11 protein-coding genes and 1 pseudogene are annotated in these 15,562 nt (G+C 71.6%); 3 read left to right on the forward strand and 9 right to left on the reverse strand.

From position 1 onward, the window contains the following. Window positions 1–4 precede the first annotated feature (4 nt). Window positions 5–1,387, reverse strand: coding sequence for an FAD-binding oxidoreductase (locus ABTX24_RS21725; protein ID WP_350842517.1), 1,383 nt, complete (start codon window positions 1,385–1,387; stop codon window positions 5–7). A 202-nt stretch (window positions 1,388–1,589) separates the two neighbouring features. Here ABTX24_RS21725 and ABTX24_RS21730 point away from each other — a divergent pair, with 202 nt between their 5' ends. Further along, on the forward strand, window positions 1,590–2,522 hold the full coding sequence (locus tag ABTX24_RS21730) for a TerC family protein (protein WP_350842519.1): 933 nt from the start codon (window positions 1,590–1,592) through the stop codon (window positions 2,520–2,522). A 32-nt stretch (window positions 2,523–2,554) separates the two neighbouring features. Here ABTX24_RS21730 and ABTX24_RS21735 read toward each other — a convergent pair whose 3' ends face one another. From ABTX24_RS21735 to ABTX24_RS21745, 3 genes are all read right to left on the reverse strand, one after another. Then, window positions 2,555–4,939 carry an FtsX-like permease family protein gene (locus tag ABTX24_RS21735; protein WP_350842520.1) on the reverse strand — a complete coding sequence of 795 codons (2,385 nt, stop codon included), beginning with the start codon at window positions 4,937–4,939 and terminating at the stop codon, window positions 2,555–2,557. After that, on the reverse strand, window positions 4,939–5,649 hold the full coding sequence (locus ABTX24_RS21740) for an ABC transporter ATP-binding protein (protein ID WP_160021978.1): 711 nt from the start codon (window positions 5,647–5,649) through the stop codon (window positions 4,939–4,941). Before ABTX24_RS21740 ends, ABTX24_RS21735 begins: the two co-directional genes overlap by 1 nt. A gap of 97 nt (window positions 5,650–5,746) precedes the next feature. Then, window positions 5,747–6,931 carry a GAF domain-containing protein gene (locus ABTX24_RS21745; RefSeq protein WP_160021976.1) on the reverse strand — a complete coding sequence of 395 codons (1,185 nt, stop codon included), beginning with the start codon at window positions 6,929–6,931 and terminating at the stop codon, window positions 5,747–5,749. Window positions 6,932–7,037: 106 nt separating this feature from the next. Between ABTX24_RS21745 and ABTX24_RS21750 the strand changes: the two genes are divergently transcribed. Continuing rightward, entirely contained in the window at window positions 7,038–8,864 is a 1,827-nt protein-coding gene (locus ABTX24_RS21750; RefSeq protein WP_350842522.1) for a flavin-containing monooxygenase, read from the forward strand. 13 nt (window positions 8,865–8,877) lie between these two features. Here ABTX24_RS21750 and ABTX24_RS21755 read toward each other — a convergent pair whose 3' ends face one another. Continuing rightward, a complete protein-coding gene (locus ABTX24_RS21755; protein WP_160021972.1) occupies window positions 8,878–9,537 on the reverse strand; it encodes a response regulator in 660 nt (219 codons plus the stop codon). Continuing rightward, a complete protein-coding gene (locus ABTX24_RS21760) occupies window positions 9,534–10,760 on the reverse strand; it encodes a sensor histidine kinase (protein WP_350842524.1) in 1,227 nt (408 codons plus the stop codon). Before ABTX24_RS21760 ends, ABTX24_RS21755 begins: the two co-directional genes overlap by 4 nt. 145 nt (window positions 10,761–10,905) lie before the next feature. Between ABTX24_RS21760 and ABTX24_RS21765 the strand changes: the two genes are divergently transcribed. Next, a complete protein-coding gene (locus ABTX24_RS21765) occupies window positions 10,906–11,655 on the forward strand; it encodes an SGNH/GDSL hydrolase family protein (RefSeq protein ID WP_350842526.1) in 750 nt (249 codons plus the stop codon). Window positions 11,656–11,822: 167 nt separating this feature from the next. On the opposite strand, the gene ABTX24_RS21770 is transcribed toward ABTX24_RS21765, so the two are convergent. The 3 genes and pseudogenes from ABTX24_RS21770 to ABTX24_RS21780 all read right to left on the reverse strand — a co-directional run bounded on the left by ABTX24_RS21770 (window position 11,823) and on the right by ABTX24_RS21780 (window position 15,426). Further along, window positions 11,823–11,951 (reverse strand): hypothetical protein, encoded by a 129-nt coding sequence (locus ABTX24_RS21770; protein ID WP_350842536.1) that lies wholly within the window; start codon window positions 11,949–11,951, stop codon window positions 11,823–11,825. A gap of 310 nt (window positions 11,952–12,261) precedes the next feature. After that, window positions 12,262–12,651: pseudogene (locus ABTX24_RS21775) on the reverse strand (class I SAM-dependent methyltransferase); the annotation flags it as partial. 57 nt (window positions 12,652–12,708) lie between these two features. Further along, on the reverse strand, window positions 12,709–15,426 hold the full coding sequence (locus ABTX24_RS21780) for a DEAD/DEAH box helicase family protein (protein WP_350842528.1): 2,718 nt from the start codon (window positions 15,424–15,426) through the stop codon (window positions 12,709–12,711). Window positions 15,427–15,562 lie beyond the last annotated feature (136 nt).

Genomic DNA, 15,562 nt, shown 5'->3' on the forward strand with positions numbered 1-15,562 from the left:
CTGGTCAGAACCCGACACCAGGATTGAGAATCCCCAGCGGGTCCAGGGCCGCTTTGATCCGGTGCTGCAGGTCGATGGAGTCGGCGCCGATCTCGGGCTCGAGCCACTTCTGCTTGAGCCGGCCGACACCGTGCTCGCCGGTCGTGGTGCCCCCGAGCTCGATGGCGAGGGCGAAGATCTCGTCGCCCGCGGCGGTCTCGGCCGGCGGCATCACGCCGGGGACATCGTCGGGCGACGGGTCCCAGCCGATGACCGGGTGGAGGTTGCCGTCGCCGGCGTGGGCGAGCGTGTAGGTGCGTACGCCGTGCCGCTCGGCGATCTCGGAGATCCGGTCGACCGCCTCGGCGAGCCGGGACCGGGGCACGCAGATGTCCTCGATGAACCAGGACCCCTCCGCCTCGATCGCGGGCAGGACCTGGCGACGCGTCTCGACCAGCCGGTCGGAGGACTCCTCGTCGACGCCCTGCTCGATCCAGGTCGCCTCCTTGCCGAGGATCGCCGCGATGGCCTCGATCTCCGTCGCCGCCGCGGGCCCGTCGGCCTGGGCGATCACCAGGGCGTCCCCGCGCTCGGCATAGGACGTCCCGGCGAACCGGTCGACCGCCTCGAGGCAGCTGCGGTCGAGGAACTCCAGCATCGACGGCAGCCGCCGGGCGGCGGCGATCTCGGCGCAGGCGCGAGCGGCCGCGGCCACCGAGGCGTACGCCGCCGACGCGGTCAGCGTGAGCACCGGCCGTGGCTTGAGCCGCAGGGTCGCGCCGACCACGATGCCCAGGGTGCCCTCGGAGCCGACGAAGAGCGCGGTGAGGTCGAGGCCCGCGACGCCCTTCATGGTGCGGCGGCCGGTGTGGATCAGGGTGCCGTCGGCGAGCACGATGTCGAGGCCGAGGACCGCCTCCCGGGTGACCCCGTACTTCACGCACCGCAGCCCACCGGCGTTGGTGGCGACGTTGCCGCCGATCGAGCAGATCGCCGCGGAGGCCGGGTCGGGTGCGTACCTCAGCCCCACCTCGGCCGCCGCCGCGTCCAGCCGCGCGTTGAGCACGCCGGGCTCGACGACCGCGATCTCGTCGACCGGGTCGAGCTCGAGGATCCGGTCCATCGCGGACAGGTCGACGACGAGGTGGCCGGTGCCGGCCACCGCTCCCCCGGCCAGCCCGGTGCCCGCACCTCGCGGGACGACCGGCACCCGGTGCTTCGAGGCGACCCGCATCGCCGCCTGGACGTCCGCGATGCTGTGAGCCCTCACCACCGCCAGCGGCAGGCCGGCGGCGACCGATCCGGACCGGTCGGTCGAGGCCGCCAGCAGCGAGATCTCGTCGGTCACCACCTCCGAGACGCCCGCGGCGAGGTCATCGACCAGGGAAAGCTGTGACTCCGTCGTCATCCTGACATCCTCTCGCCTGGCCGACTCCTCTGGCGGCCGATTGCCAACCCTTTCAACGTTACCGATACGCTTTCCCTCGAGGGGAGTACCTCACCAAGCTCATTCCGGTCAGTACGTCGGTGCCGACACCGTCCCGGAATGACACCTCGATCTCGGGGTGAGGGAGACCTCAGACGTTCATCGACACGCCTGAGGAACCCGCATGCTCGATACCATCGCCACGCCCACTCTGTGGGCCGTGACCATCGCCGCCGTCGTGGTGCTGATCGCCCTCGACTTCGTGCTGACCCGCAAGCCCCACGACGTCTCCATGAAGGAGGCCATCGGCTGGTCGGCCTTCTACATCGCGCTCCCGCTCGCCTTCGGCGTCTGGGTCTGGAACGCCCACGGAAGCCAGACCGGCTTCGAGTACTACACCGGCTACATCGTCGAGAAGTCGCTCAGCGTCGACAACCTGTTCGTGTTCATGCTGCTGCTCGCCGCCTTCGCGGTGCCACGGCACCTGCAGCAGAAGGTGCTGCTCTTCGGCATCGTCGGGGCGCTCGTGCTGCGCGGCATCTTCATCGCGCTGGGCGCCGCCGCGCTCTCCCAGTGGGACATCGTCTTCCTGATCTTCGGCGTGATCCTGCTGGTCACCGCCGCGAAGATCTTCACCGAGGCGCTCCGTGGCCACGACCAGAAGGTCGACCCCGAGGAGATGCTGGCCGTACGCATCGGCCGCAAGATCGGCCTGAAGCCGATGGCCATCGTGGTGCTCGCCATCTTCGCCACCGACATCGTCTTCGCGGTCGACTCGGTGCCGGCGGTCTACGGCATCACCGGCGACCCCTACCTGGTCTTCGCCACCAACGCGTTCGCCCTGCTCGGTCTGCGGGCCCTCTACTTCGTGCTCGAGGGTGCCCTGTCCAAGCTGGTCCACCTCTCCTACGGTCTGGCCGCGATCCTCGCCTTCATCGGCGTCAAGCTCGGCCTGCACTGGGCCCACGGCATCTGGGACAGCGTCCCGGTCGTCCCGACCTGGCTCTCGCTGGTGATCATCGTCGGCATCCTCGCCGTCACCGTCACCACCAGCCTGATCGCCTCCGCGCGCTCCACCGCTCCGGAGGAGGAGAAGAAGGAGCACGCGGAGGTCTGATCGAGCGTTGCCCGAAGTCGGCCCAACCAGGGTCAGTCCAGCGCGAGTCCCTCCGCCGGGCTGACCTTGGTGGCCCGCTTGGACGGCGCCACGCAGGAGACCAGGCCGGCCAGGCCGGCGGCCACGACGACCGCCACCAGCTGCAGCACCGGCAGCTCGAAGGTGGCGTCGGGGAGCATGTCGCCGACCAGGATCTCGCTGCCGCCCCAGGCGAAGAAGACGCCGAGCGCGGTGCCGACGAGAGCCGCCACGGCCGAGAGCAGCACCGCCTCGGCGGCCAGCGTCCGCCGCAGCTGACGCCGGGTCAGGCCCAGCGCCCGCAGCAGCGCGTGCTCACGTCCGCGCTCGAGCACCGAGAGGCCCAGGGTGTTGGCGATACCGGCCAGCGCGATCAGCACCGAGACCGCCAGCAACCCGATCACCGCCCAGGTGAACACGTCCAGCTGAAGCTCGACCCAGGCGCGCTGGCTCTTGCCGTTGGTGAGCTCGGCGTCCGGAGCGATCGCCCCCAGCGCACCGGCCAGGTCCTCCGGGTCGGCACCGGCGTCGGCGCGGACCCAGACGGCGTACGTCTGCGGGTCATCGACCAGTGTTCGCAGCGTGGCCGCGGAGATCTGCGGGGCGCCGTCGATCTCGCGTACGTCCAGGGTCACCGTCGCGGTCCGGTCGCCGACGGCCAGCGTGACCTTCTCCCCCGAGGCCTCGAACTCGTCCTTCACGAAGGCCGAGGCGGCCACCGGGGAGAGCACCATGGTGCCGGGCTTCACGGTGAGGTCCCTGAGCGGGACGTCACCCGCCGGGGGCGCCACGACCGGCAGCGACACCGGCTTGCCGTCAGCCTTCACCGACGCCATGGCTCCCGGTACGGCGACCGCGTCCGCGACCCCCGGGACCGACTTCGCATCGCCGAGGACCGATTCCTCCAGAGGCTTCGACTCGGACTGGAGCGCGATGTCGATCGGGTGCTGCTTCGCCATCTCGTCCAGGGTGGCTCCGCGGATGGTCGCCATCCCGGTCAGCACGCCGGTGGTGAGGGTGACGCCGACGAGCAGCGACGCCGCGGTGGCGGCGGTGCGCTTCGGGTTGCGTCCGGCATTGGCCGCGGCGAGCTTCGCCGGAGAGCCGGCGACCAGCGCCAGCGCCGACCCGGCCAGCCTCACCAGGCCCGGCACGAGCGCGGGGCCGAGGAGCATCACGCCGATGAAGGTGACCCCACAGCCGAACAGCACGATCAGCATCCCGGTCTGCGAGTCGTCCCAGCCCACCGCCACGAAGATCGTCACGATGCCCGCGAGCGCCACGACCAGACCGAGGCCGAGCCGGAACAACCCGGCGCCGCGTACGTCGAAGCCCTCCTGCGGCCGCAGCGCGGCCAGCGGGCTCAGCCGCATCAGCCGGCGCGTCGGCAGCCACGAGGCGACCAGCGTGGTGAGCACGCCGAGGACGAAGGCGCCCACGAGCCACGGCCATTCGAAGGAGACGTCACCCAGCGGGGCGGTCTCGGCGAGCTGGCGTACCAGCGCGACGATCCCCCAGCCGAGCAGGACGCCGACCACCAGGCCGAGCAACGAGGCGAGGAGCCCGAGGGCGAGCGCCTCGCGGCGTACCGATCGCAGGACCTGACGCTTCGTCGCGCCCATCGCGCGCAGCAGGGCGAAGTCGCGCATCCGCTGGGCGAACAGGATCGAGAAGGTGTTGGTGATGACCAGCACGGAGACGAACAGCGCGATGAAGGCGAAGATCAGGATCATGTACGCCACGATGTTGACCTCCTTGTTGAGCTGGGTCTGCAGCTCGACGAGGTAGTCGTCGGTGTTCAGCCACTTGTCGGCCTCGGCACCGGTCCCCGCGGTCATGACGGCCTGGACGTACTGGTTCTCCCAGCCCTCCATCTCGGGCCAGGTGACGTAGATCGGCGATGACCACATCGACGGGGCATCGACCAGACCGACGACGGTCGTCTCGATCGCGGTCTTCCCGCTGCCGACCTTCAGCGTGTCGCCGATGGCGACCTTGTTGGTCTTGGCGGCGTTGGCGTCGACCACGGCCTCGCCGGCGCGGGTCGGGAACCGGCCCTCCTCGAGGTCCTGCCACTGCCAGCGCTTCTCGGTCGAGACCGCGCCGACCATGATGTCCTGACCGAGCATGGTCTCGTCGGTACGGACCGGCTGCGTGGAGGCGGCCAGCGCCCAGCCGCCCTTCTCGACGTACTTCTGGGTGATCTCCTCGGACGGGAGGTCGACCGCTCCGACCGCGTTTCGGAACGGCGCGTCGATGCCCGCGAACAGGCCCGACTTCGTCGCCGAGGTGAGGGCGTTGGTCACCACGATCAGCGCGACCGCGGCGACGACCGCCACCACTGCCGCGGCGTACCGGCGTGCGTATGTCCGCAGGGATGCGAACAGCACCGTCCGCATCAGCGCGTCACCCCTTCGATGTGGCCGTCCTTCACGGTGACGATCTCGTCGGCGTACGCCGCGGCGGAGGCCTCGTGGGTCACCATGACCACGGTCTGGCCGAGCTCGCGCACGCTGCGGCGCAGGTGGTCGAGCACCTCGGCCGAGGTCTCCGAGTCGAGGTTTCCGGTGGGCTCGTCGGCGAAGAGGATCGCGGGCTGGGTGACCAGCGCACGGGCGATGGCCACGCGCTGCTGCTGGCCACCGGAGAGCTCGGAGGGCTTGTGGCCCAGGCGCTGCCCGATGCCGAGGGTGTCGGCGATCATCTGCGCCCGGGCGCGGGTCTCGTCGGTCACCCGCTTGCCGGCCAGCTCCAGCGGCAGCTGGATGTTCTGCCCGGCGGTGAGCATCGGCAGCAGGTTGAACGCCTGGAAGACGAAGCCGATGTTCTCCCGCCGGAAGATGGTCAGCTGGTCGTCGTTGAGGTTCTGCAGGGGCTGGCCCGCGACCGTCACCTCACCGCCGGTGGGACGGTCGAGGCCGGCCAGGCAGTGCATCAGCGTCGACTTGCCCGAGCCGCTCGGGCCCATGATCGCGGTGAAGGCGCCGCTGCGGATCTCCAGGTCGACCCCGCGCAGGGCGTGCACCTCGGTCGCACCCTTGCCGTAGGTCTTGGTCAGGCCCACCGCTCGGGCGGCGGCCGTCATCGTGGGAACAGAGGTCTGTGTCATGCCACAGAGCCTCTCGTCGCGACGCGTCAGCCCGCATCGGGCTGGAGGCTGATCCCGGCGTACGACCGGGGGTGGATCGGCAAGGGTCGGCTCAGGGTCATCCCCGGGTGAGCGTCACTCCGTCGGCCAGCCGGTAGGGGTTGGTCGCGACCAGGGCACCGATCGAGCGGCGCAGCCGGGAGACCTCGGCGCGCACGGTGACGATGTGCTCGGCGTCGCCGAAGACGGCCTCGCTGAGCCCGCGGGCGGTGAGTCCGGTGGGGCCGGCCCGGTCGACGAGGGTGAGGATCTCGACATGGCGCCGGGTCAGGGTGGTGCGCCACCGGCCTGACTCCGAGACGACCTCGAGGGTGCCGTCGGGGTCGAGCCGGGCGGTCAGGGTGCCTGAGGAGCCGGAGGAGGTCGGCCGGACCAGCCAGCCGCGCTCGCCGACCCGCTCGGGCAGGCACAGCCCCAGTCCCGGGACGGTCAGCATCTTGTCCTGCCGTGGCGCCGCGATCCGGTCGCGAGCGGCCATCCCGGCATGGTGGGCGACCCAGCCGTCGTCGTCGACGACCAGCAGCGGACCCTCGACGCCGGAGACGACGTGGTCGGTCTCGCGGCGCAGCCTTTCGAGCCACTCCTGGTGGCGGCGCCACAGGCTCATCTCGGCCAGCCGCACCGCGCTCTCGACCAGCGCGCCGATCGCCGGATGCAGGGTCAGGGCCGGGCCGCTGACGTCGACGACGCCGAGCAGGGCTCCGGTGCGGGGATCGTGGATCGGGGCCGCCGTGCAGTACCAGGGATGCTGGGCCTGCTCGAAGTGCTCCGCGGAGAAGAGCTCGACCGGTGCCGCCTCGGCCAGCGCGGTGCCGATGGCGTTGGTGCCGACCGCGCGCTCGGTCCACAGCGCGCCCTCGACGAAACCGAGCTGGTCGGCGATCTTGAGGACCCGGGCCGAGCCTGCCCGCCACAGCACCACACCCTCGGCGTCGGTGACCACCATCAGGTACGTCGCCGCATCCGCGGCCGAGGTCAGGACCGCCTTCAGGTCGTCGATCACCATCGCCAGCGGCGAGCGCGCTCTCCTGGCCGCGCACTCGGCTGCCGACGGCGTACGCCTGCCGTTGCTGCTGCCGGGCTCCAGGCCCATGCTCATCACGCGGCGCCAGGAGCGCTCGACCAGGATCCGGGGTGTGCTCGGCGGGCGGGTGCCGGACAGGACGGCGTCGTGGACGCGTACGAGATCACGGGCGAGGCGCGGCAGGTCTGCTCCCGCCGGGACTGCTCCGGTCACTGTCATCTGGCGTCCACCTCCGCCTCCGAGGGTAGGTGCTCGCTGTGACCGGCGCCACATGCAATCGGCTGCAACCCTTTCTCCTCCGCCCGCGCGACTGTGTGCTGGGGGCATGACCCAGACACTCGAACCCACTCCCGCGGCCGTCCAGAGCGGCCCGGCGCAGACCTGGCTCGCCGACTTCGAGGCGGCCCTGAAGGAGCGCGACATCCCCCGGGCCGCCGGTCTCTTCGCCACGAAGAGCTTCTGGCGCGACCTGGTCGCGTTCTCCTGGAACATCACCACCGTCGAGGACCCGACCGGGGTCGCCGACCTGCTCTCGGCCACGCTGGAGCGCGTCGACCCCTCCGGCTTCGCGCTCGAGGAGCCGGAGGCGACCGCGGACGGGGTGACCACCGCGTGGTTCACGTTCGAGACCGCGATCGGTCGCGGCCGCGGGCTGCTGCGCCTCAAGGTCGAGGACGACCGTGCGAAGGCGTGGACGTTCCTGACCACGCTCTACGAGCTCAAGGGACACGAGGAACCCCGCGGCGTACGTCGCCCGAGGGGTGCCGAGCACGGCGTCAACCGTGACCGGGTGACCTGGGCGGAGAAGCGGCAGGCCGAGGCGGAGACGCTGGGCCTGACCGAGCAGCCGTACGCGGTGGTCATCGGTGGCGGGCAGGGCGGCATCGCGCTCGGCGCGCGGCTGCGACAGCTCGGGGTGCCCTCCCTCGTCATCGACCGCTACGAGCGGCCCGGTGACCAGTGGCGCGGCCGCTACAAGTCGCTGTGCCTGCACGACCCGGTCTGGTACGACCACCTGCCCTACCTGAAGTTCCCCGACAACTGGCCCGTCTTCGCACCCAAGGACAAGATCGGCGACTGGCTGGAGTCCTACGTCAAGGTGATGGAGGTGCCCTACTGGTCCTCGACCACGGCCACCAGCGCCTCCTACTCGGAGGAGGACGGCGAGTGGACGGTCACCGTCTCGCGCGGCGGGGAGGAGATCACGCTGCACCCGAAGCAGCTCATCCTGGCCACCGGGATGTCCGGCAAGCCGAACATCCCCGACCTGCCGGGCATAGACATCTTCGAGGGCGAGCAGCACCACTCCTCCCAGCACCCGGGGCCGGATGCGTACGAGGGCAAGCGGTGTGTGGTGATCGGGTCGAACAACTCCGCCTTCGACATCTGCGGGGCTCTGTTCGAGCACGGTGCCGACGTGACCATGGTGCAGCGGTCCTCGACCCACATCGTGAAGAGCGACACGCTGATGGACATCGGCCTCGGCGACCTCTACTCCGAGCGTGCGGTCGCCTCCGGGATGACCACGGAGAAGGCCGACCTGGTCTTCGCCTCGCTCCCGTACCGGATCATGCACGAGTTCCAGATCCCTCTGTATGAGCAGATGGCTGAGCGCGACGCCGACTTCTATCAGCGTCTGGAGAAGGCAGGGTTCCGGCACGACTGGGGCGACGACGGCTCCGGGCTGTTCATGAAGTACCTGCGCCGCGGCTCGGGCTACTACATCGACGTGGGCTCGGCCGAACTGGTCGCCGACGGGTCGGTCAAGCTCGCTCACGGCCAGGTCTCCCATCTGACCTCGTCGGCTGTCGTGCTCGAGGACGGGACGTCGCTGCCTGCCGATCTGGTCGTGTACGCCACCGGCTACGGCTCCATGAACGGCTGGGCCGCCGACCTGATCAGCCAGGAGGTCGCCGACCGCGTCGGCAAGTGCTGGGGTCTCGGCTCCGACACCACCAAGGACCCCGGGCCGTGGGAGGGCGAGCAGCGCAACATGTGGAAGCCGACCCAGCAGGAGGCGCTGTGGTTCCACGGCGGCAACCTGCACCAGTCGCGCCACTACTCGCTCTATCTCGCGCTGCAGCTCAAGGCCCGGTTCGAGGGGATCGAGACGCCGGTCTACAACCTGGCGCCGGTGCATCACCTCGCCTAGGGACTCTCCGGAGTCAGCGGCCGACCAGACCGGTCTCGTAGGCCAGCACCACGAGCTGGACGCGGTCACGAGAGCCGGTCTTGGCCAGCAGCCGGCCGACGTGGGTCTTCACGGTGGCCTCGGCGACCACGAAGGTCTCGGCGATCTCGGTGTTGGACAGGCCGCGGCCGACCAGCGTGAGCACCTCGCGCTCACGCTCGGTCAGCGCCTCCAGCCGCCCCTCGATCGCCGGCCCGGCGGTCGCGGGTGCGGAGGCGGCGAAGTGCTCCAGCAGGCGCCGAGTGGTGCTCGGCGCGACGACCGAGTCGCCGGCGTGCACGGTGCGGATCGCGGTCAGCAGGTCCTCGGGGCGGGCGTCCTTGAGCAGGAAGGCAGCGGCGCCCGCCCGGATGGCGGCGAAGGCGTACTCGTCGAGGTCGAAGGTGGTCAGCACGATCACCCGCGGTGCACCCTGGCGGCCGGCGACCAGACCGGTCGCCTCGACGCCGTCCATGCGGGGCATGCGTACGTCCATCAGGACCACGTCGGCCTCGATCCGGCCCAGCGCGGCGACGGCCTCCTGGCCGTCGCCCGCCTCGCCGACGACGCTCAGGTCGGGCTGGGAGTCGATGAGCATCCGGAAGCCGGCACGGACGAGCTCCTGGTCGTCCACGAGAAAGACACGGATCGTCATAGCGGGAGTCTTGCGTAGACCCGGAAGCCACCGCCGGATGCGGGGCCGGTCTCGAGTGTCCCGTCGTGGGCGGAGATGCGCTCGCGCATCCCGACGAGGCCGAGGCCGCCCGGCTGCGCGGTGGCGTCCGCGGCTGCACCTCGGCCGTTGTCGGTCACCTCGATCGCGAGACCGCCGTCGTCCGCGGTCACGGTGACTCTCGCCGCGGCGCCCGGACCGGCGTGCTTGCGTACGTTGCTGAGCGACTCCTGCACGACTCGGTAGGCGGTCAGCGCGACACCCTCGGGCACGGCGAGACCGGGCTCGGGAAGGTTCGCGGCGAGCTCCATGCCACCGGCGCGGGTCTCCTCGACGAGGGTCGCGATGTCGCCCAGCCGTGGCTGCGGACGGGTCAGCGTGTCCCCGTCGCGCAGCAGACCGAGCAGCTGCCGCATCTCGGTCAGCGCCTCGCGGGCGGTCTGCGCGACGGTCTCCAGGGCCTTCGGGGCGAGGGCCGGGTCCTGCTCGGCGGCATAGCGCGCGCCGTCGGCCTGGACCACGATCACGCTCAGCCCGTGGGCGACCACGTCGTGCATCTCGCGCGCGATCCGCGCCCGCTCCTGGGTCGCTCCGAGCTCGGCACGCTGCTCGGCCTCGCGGCGCAGCTGCTCGTTGCGCTGGATCAGCGAGTCGACGTACGCCGTTCTTGTGCGCGCCAGCGCTCCCAGTGCCCAGGCGGCCACGGGGAAGGTGGCGAGCGAGAGCACGACCGGGACGTACGTGCTCCAGTTGATCTCGTCCTGGGCCGGGCCGTTGGAGGCGGCATCGACGGCGCCCAGCCAGTCGTAGGCGCCGAGGACGGACCCGAACAGGCCCACCGCGAGCGCGGCCAGGCCCCAGCGCGGCCGGGCGTAGCGCGCCACCGAGTAGACCGCGATCGGGAAGGAGACCTGGGAGACGAGCGGATAGTCGAGCAGGAGCACCTGCAGCCCGCAGGCTCCAGCGACGATGGCGTAGACGATCACCGGGTGCCGGCGGCGCCACAGCAACGGCACCAGCTGGATCACCACGAGCACCAGGTCGGCGACGTGGTTGACGCTGGACACGTCCTGGGCCGCGCCGCCGCTGAGCAGCGCCTGGATCGCGTAGAACGGGATGATCAGGAACAGGGTCCCCGCGAGCAGTACGTCGAACCACCATCGCCCACGCGGGCCGAGCCGCCAGGGCCGTACCAACTCCTCCACGCACCCACCGTAGAGGAGCCGAGGCGGCCTCGACGTCAGCCCGGGGACGGATGTGCTCCTCAGACCCGGGGCGGACTAGAATCCAGAGGCTGGCGATGGCCAAGTAAATGGTTTGGTCGCCGCTTGATGGTGCTTGGGAGGGCTCGTGGAGGCAGTGCGCTACGTCGCGATCGGTGACTCGTTCACGGAGGGAGTCGGCGACGAGACTCCTGATGGTCACGTACGCGGCTGGGCCGATCTGGTCGCCCAGGGCTGGGCCGCTTCGGGCGTGGGGGTGGAATACGCCAACCTCGCGATCCGCGGGCGCCTGATCCGCCCGATCGTCGAGGAGCAGCTCCCCGCCGCGCTCGCGCTCAAGCCGACCCACCTCTCCTTCAACGGCGGCGGGAACGACATGCTCCGCCCGAAGGCCGACGCGAACGCGATCGCCGACTTCCTCCATCCCGTGCTCGAGGCCTGTGACGCCCACGGGATCAAGCTGATCCTGCTCTCCGGCGCCAACCCCTCGGCCCGGCTCCCGCTCGGCAAGGTCTTCCAGCGTCGCGGCGACGAGCTCGTCGGCCTGGTCGAGCAGCGGATCGCCCATCGTGACGACGTCGTACGGGCCTACAACTGGCCCGACACCACCCTCACCGACGGCCGCTTCTGGTCCGAGGACCGCCTCCACATGAACGCCCGCGGCCACCACCGCGTCGCCGCCCGCGTCCTCGACTCGCTCGGCGTCGACGTCCCCGAGGGCTGGTGGGACCTCGACTTCGAGGGCGCTGCGGGCAAGAAGGGCCTGGCCTACTACCGCGAGTTCGTCGGCCCCTGGATCCACCGCCGCCTCACCGGCCGCTCCTCCGGCGACGGCCGCACCGCCAAGTTCCCCACCTGGACGCCGATCGCCAACTGAGCCGAGGCGTCAGGTACGTCGGTCGAAGCGTCAGGTAGGTCGGTCGAGGCGTCACGTCGGTCGCTCGAGGCGTCACGTACGTCGGCCGAGTGGGCATGATGTGCCAACTCGGCCAGCGCGAGTGACGCTTCGGCCGACGGGAGCGACGCCTCGCTGGGGCTGAGTGGTCAGAGTCTTCGTACGCGGAGCGCGCAGGTGACCATCGGCAGGGCGAACTCGCCGGCCGAGGTCTCCGGCCTGGTGGCGAGGTAGCGCCGGATCCGGGCGAGGGTGGCCTCCAGTTCCTCGTCGTGCATGACCAGCATCCCGGCCCGGGTGCCGAGGGTCGCGACCAGCGAGTCGGCGGTGCGGCGCTGCCCGTGCTGGAAACCGGCCTGTTCCGGGGAGCCGAAGCGGACCGGCGCATCCGTCGTCGGCAGGTGCAGGGTCGCTGTCTCCGTACGCCAGCTCGCCGGTGTGTCGCGTGGTCCGATCGCCGCAGGGCCGCTGACCCTCGCCAGCCCGGCGACCCCAGTCGACGCTGTCGTCGACGGTGTTCCACAGACCGGCGAGCACCCCGCCCGGCGCGAGCACTCTGGCGATCTCGGGGCCGGCGACGGCCATGTCGAACCAGTGCATCGCGTTGCCGGCGAGGACCGCGTCGACGGAGGCGTCCGGGAGCGGGATCGACTCGGCGCTGCCCGACAGCGCCGCGACCTCGGGCAGGCTCCTTCGCAGCTCCGCCAGCATCGCCTGGTCGGGTTCGACGGCCGTGACGTCCGTACCCGTCGCCGCCAGAGTCGCGGTCAGCTTCCCGGTGCCGGCGCCGAGGTCGAGCACCCGTGGCCCCGGCGCCGGCTCGAGCGCCCACCGGATCGCTTCGTGCGCGTAGTCGGGACGATGGGCGGCGTACGCGCTCGCTGCCGCGCCGAAGGATGCGGCGTGCCGGTGCCGAAGGTCCGAGTCCACGCAGGCAACACTCCGGTACGTCGCCACAACTGACAACTCGATTGCCATAAGTGACGTCTCGGCCGACGCGAGCGCCGTCTCGGCCGACGTAGGTGACGTCTCGGGTCAGGACCAGTGGCGGCGGATGACGGCGGTGACGTCGAAGGGGTCGGCGCCGCGTTGGGCGGCGAGGACGCCGGCGCCTTCGGGTGAGCCGGTGTAGAGGAGGCCGGAGCCGCCGACCCAGTGCTCCCAGGCGCCGAGGAACGACTTCGCGTCGGCGGCTCGACGGCCGAGGGCGGTGGGGACCGCGTGCCAGGCCTCGGCGTTCGCGGCGTGCCTGCCCGAGACGCCCAGCCGCAGCCTCTCGAGGGCATTCAGGTCGCCGGTGATCGGGCGCGAGACCAGGTAGCGGGGCGCGGCGATGGGTGCCAGCGCCTCCTCGAGCGAGGTGGCGAAGAGTGCCGACTCCTCCTCGGGCACCCCGGCGAGATGGAGGCGATAGCTGCCGTCGCTGTCCACGGCGATCTCGAGGCTGTCGGCGCCGGCCGAGGTCTGTCCGGTCGTCTTCAGCGCGTCGGCGACCGCCGCCCCGACCGCACCGACGCTCGGGCGCCGGCGCAGCTGGGAGGCGATCCGGGTGCCGTCCCGATAGACGTTCATGACCCACAGCGCCCAGAGCCCACCGACCGCGCCGCCGACGGCCGCTGCGGCCCCGCCTGCGACACCGAAGGCGAGCGCGAGGACCAGCCCGAAGCTCAGCAAAACCGCGGAGGCGAGGACGACCGGCGCCGGCAACCGCCATTCCGGCACCCGGCCCTCCAGCAGCCGAAACCCCGGTGGCCGTGGCGTGAGCACGACCCCCGACGGCGCTCGCAGCGCCCCCGCCCGGCGGAGCCGGATCCTGACGGTGCGGCCGGCGACGTCGGCGTACGGCTCCCCGATCCGCCACCGCTCCCGGATCGCCGTGCGGTCCTCCGAGCGGGCGACCATGCGGGCGTTGACGGTGTCGAAGTCGGACTCCGGCGGGGCGGCGTACGGGGAGAACGTCTCGTCGATGTGGCCGACCCCGTCGACGACCGAGCCGTCCTCGTCGGCGCCGAAGAAGCCGGTGTGCTTGCGGACCAGGCGCTTCCAGTCGTTGTCGCCGCGCGGGTGCTCCTCCTCGACGCAGACGACCGTCCAGTTGACCGCGACCTTGTCGGGCCGCCCCGGATCCGTACGCAGCGACCGGCCGCGCAGCTGCACGACCGCGGTCGTGGTCGTGGCCGCGGTGAGGTCGACGATCCCGGTGACCGACCGGGCGTCCCAGCCCTCCCCGAGCAGGCCGCGCGTGCCGACCAGCACCCGACAGCCACCGGCCTCGAAGAACCGGGTCACGTGCCCGACCCACTGCCGGCTCCCCCAGCGTCCCACGAGCGTGGCGTACGCCTCCCCCGGCTCGACCTGCAGAGCCTCGGCCAGCGCGGGGTCCGTCTCGGCGATGTGCTCGACCAGCGCGGCGAGGGTCGCCGCGGGCCCGGCGACGGTGGCTCCGGTGACCAGCAGGACGTCGTCGTGGGACCCGCACAGCGTCGCGAGCACCGCCCGCGCGGAGCCGGACTGCTCGGCGATCACGCCGCGCAGGTCGATCGGCAGCGTGGCCGAGGCCCGCTCGTGGTCGGTGACGACCAGCAGCCGCAGCGAGTCGCCGTGGGCGAGACGCTCGTGGTCCACGATGGCCGCGGTCGCCGTCGTCTTCGCCTCCGAGCGCGCCAGCACCCGGTCGACGGGCGAGCGCCCGGCCCGGATGCCACGCCGGGTCAGCGAGTAGCCGACCGCCGGCAGCGCCTGCTTGATCGCGGCCAGCGCCTCCTGGTCGGCCGCCGCCTCGGAGGCGGCCAGATGTCCGCGTACCCAGTCACCGATCAGCGCCACCCAGTCCTCGGCCGAGGGATCGCGACGGTGCGCCTCGGTCAGGTTCGCCCCGTCGGGCAGGGCGAGCAGCCCGCGATGGTGGGCCCGCAGCGCCGCCGTGGCCACGTCGGGCATCGCCTTCGCGAGCTCGGCCCAGGACGGAGCACCCGCCGACCGGGACACGAACCGCCGGTCCAGCCAGGTCAGGAACGGCACGCTGCCCAGATCGGCCGAGGTCAGCGCGGTGAGCAGCTCCTCGAACCGCTCCGCGCTCCCCCGCAGCCATTCCCGCTCGCCCGGCGTCGGCGCGGTCAGCCAGACCAGGTCCGCGAACGGTGCCAGGTCGCCCTCGCGCACCACGGCCGGGATCGAGGTCGAGAAGACGATCTCGCCGAACAGCAGCCCGACCAGTGCGGACTCCTCCTTGGTCAGCGCCTCGGGTGGGGTCGCGGTCAGCCCCAGCACCCGCGCGTCCGGCAGCAGCAGGAGGATCTCGCCGAGCAGCTCGCCCCAGACCTCGAGCAGGTGGTGGCACTCGTCCAGCACGAGCAGCAGCGGCCCGGCCGTACGCAACGCCGAGACCAGCGCCCGGCCGTTGTCGTGCAGCCTGGCCAGATGGCTCTCCCCGGTCTCCGCCTCGTCGTCGGGATCGCCGAAGACCGCGACCGACTGGTAGGTCAGCGAGGTCAGCGGCGCGTCCAGATCCCGCGACGAGGACGCCGAGAGACCCAGCGCGGCCGCCTGGCGCAGCCACTGCCCCTGGATGGCCGTGTTGGGGCTGAGCACGACGACCTTCGCCCCGTCCGCGATCGCCTCGCGTGCCGTCTCCAGCCCGACCAGCGTCTTCCCGGCGCCGGGCGGCAGCACCACCCACGCCCGCGAACGCCCCGCACCCCAGGCCGCGCTCAGTGCGGAGAGCGCACGCTGCTGATGGACACGGAGCTTCATTCAGCGAAGCCTAGCCAGCGCCGAGGCGTCACCCGCGTCGGCCGAGGCGTCAGGTACGTCGGCCGAGTGGGCACCCCCGTGCCCACTCGGTGAACCTGCTGGCCGGCTGCGTACCCGGCCGGGTGCTCGTCCTCGA

Origin of the sequence: Nocardioides sp. NPDC127514 (assembly GCF_040302125.1) — a bacterium.
Taxonomy (GTDB): Bacteria; Actinomycetota; Actinomycetes; order Propionibacteriales; family Nocardioidaceae; genus Nocardioides.

Bases quoted from the DNA above. Each gene is read 5' to 3' on its own strand.
- ABTX24_RS21725 (WP_350842517.1), bottom strand. From the start codon at position 1,387: ATGACGACGGAGTCACAGCTTTCCCTGGTCGATGACCTCGCCGCGGGC.
- ABTX24_RS21730 (WP_350842519.1), top strand. From the start codon at position 1,590: ATGCTCGATACCATCGCCACGCCCACTCTGTGGGCCGTGACCATCGCC.
- ABTX24_RS21735 (WP_350842520.1), bottom strand. From the start codon at position 4,939: ATGCGGACGGTGCTGTTCGCATCCCTGCGGACATACGCACGCCGGTAC.
- ABTX24_RS21740 (WP_160021978.1), bottom strand. From the start codon at position 5,649: ATGACACAGACCTCTGTTCCCACGATGACGGCCGCCGCCCGAGCGGTG.
- ABTX24_RS21745 (WP_160021976.1), bottom strand. From the start codon at position 6,931: ATGACAGTGACCGGAGCAGTCCCGGCGGGAGCAGACCTGCCGCGCCTC.
- ABTX24_RS21750 (WP_350842522.1), top strand. From the start codon at position 7,038: ATGACCCAGACACTCGAACCCACTCCCGCGGCCGTCCAGAGCGGCCCG.
- ABTX24_RS21755 (WP_160021972.1), bottom strand. From the start codon at position 9,537: ATGACGATCCGTGTCTTTCTCGTGGACGACCAGGAGCTCGTCCGTGCC.
- ABTX24_RS21770 (WP_350842536.1), bottom strand. From the start codon at position 11,951: ATGCACGACGAGGAACTGGAGGCCACCCTCGCCCGGATCCGGCGCTAC.
- ABTX24_RS21780 (WP_350842528.1), bottom strand. From the start codon at position 15,426: ATGAAGCTCCGTGTCCATCAGCAGCGTGCGCTCTCCGCACTGAGCGCG.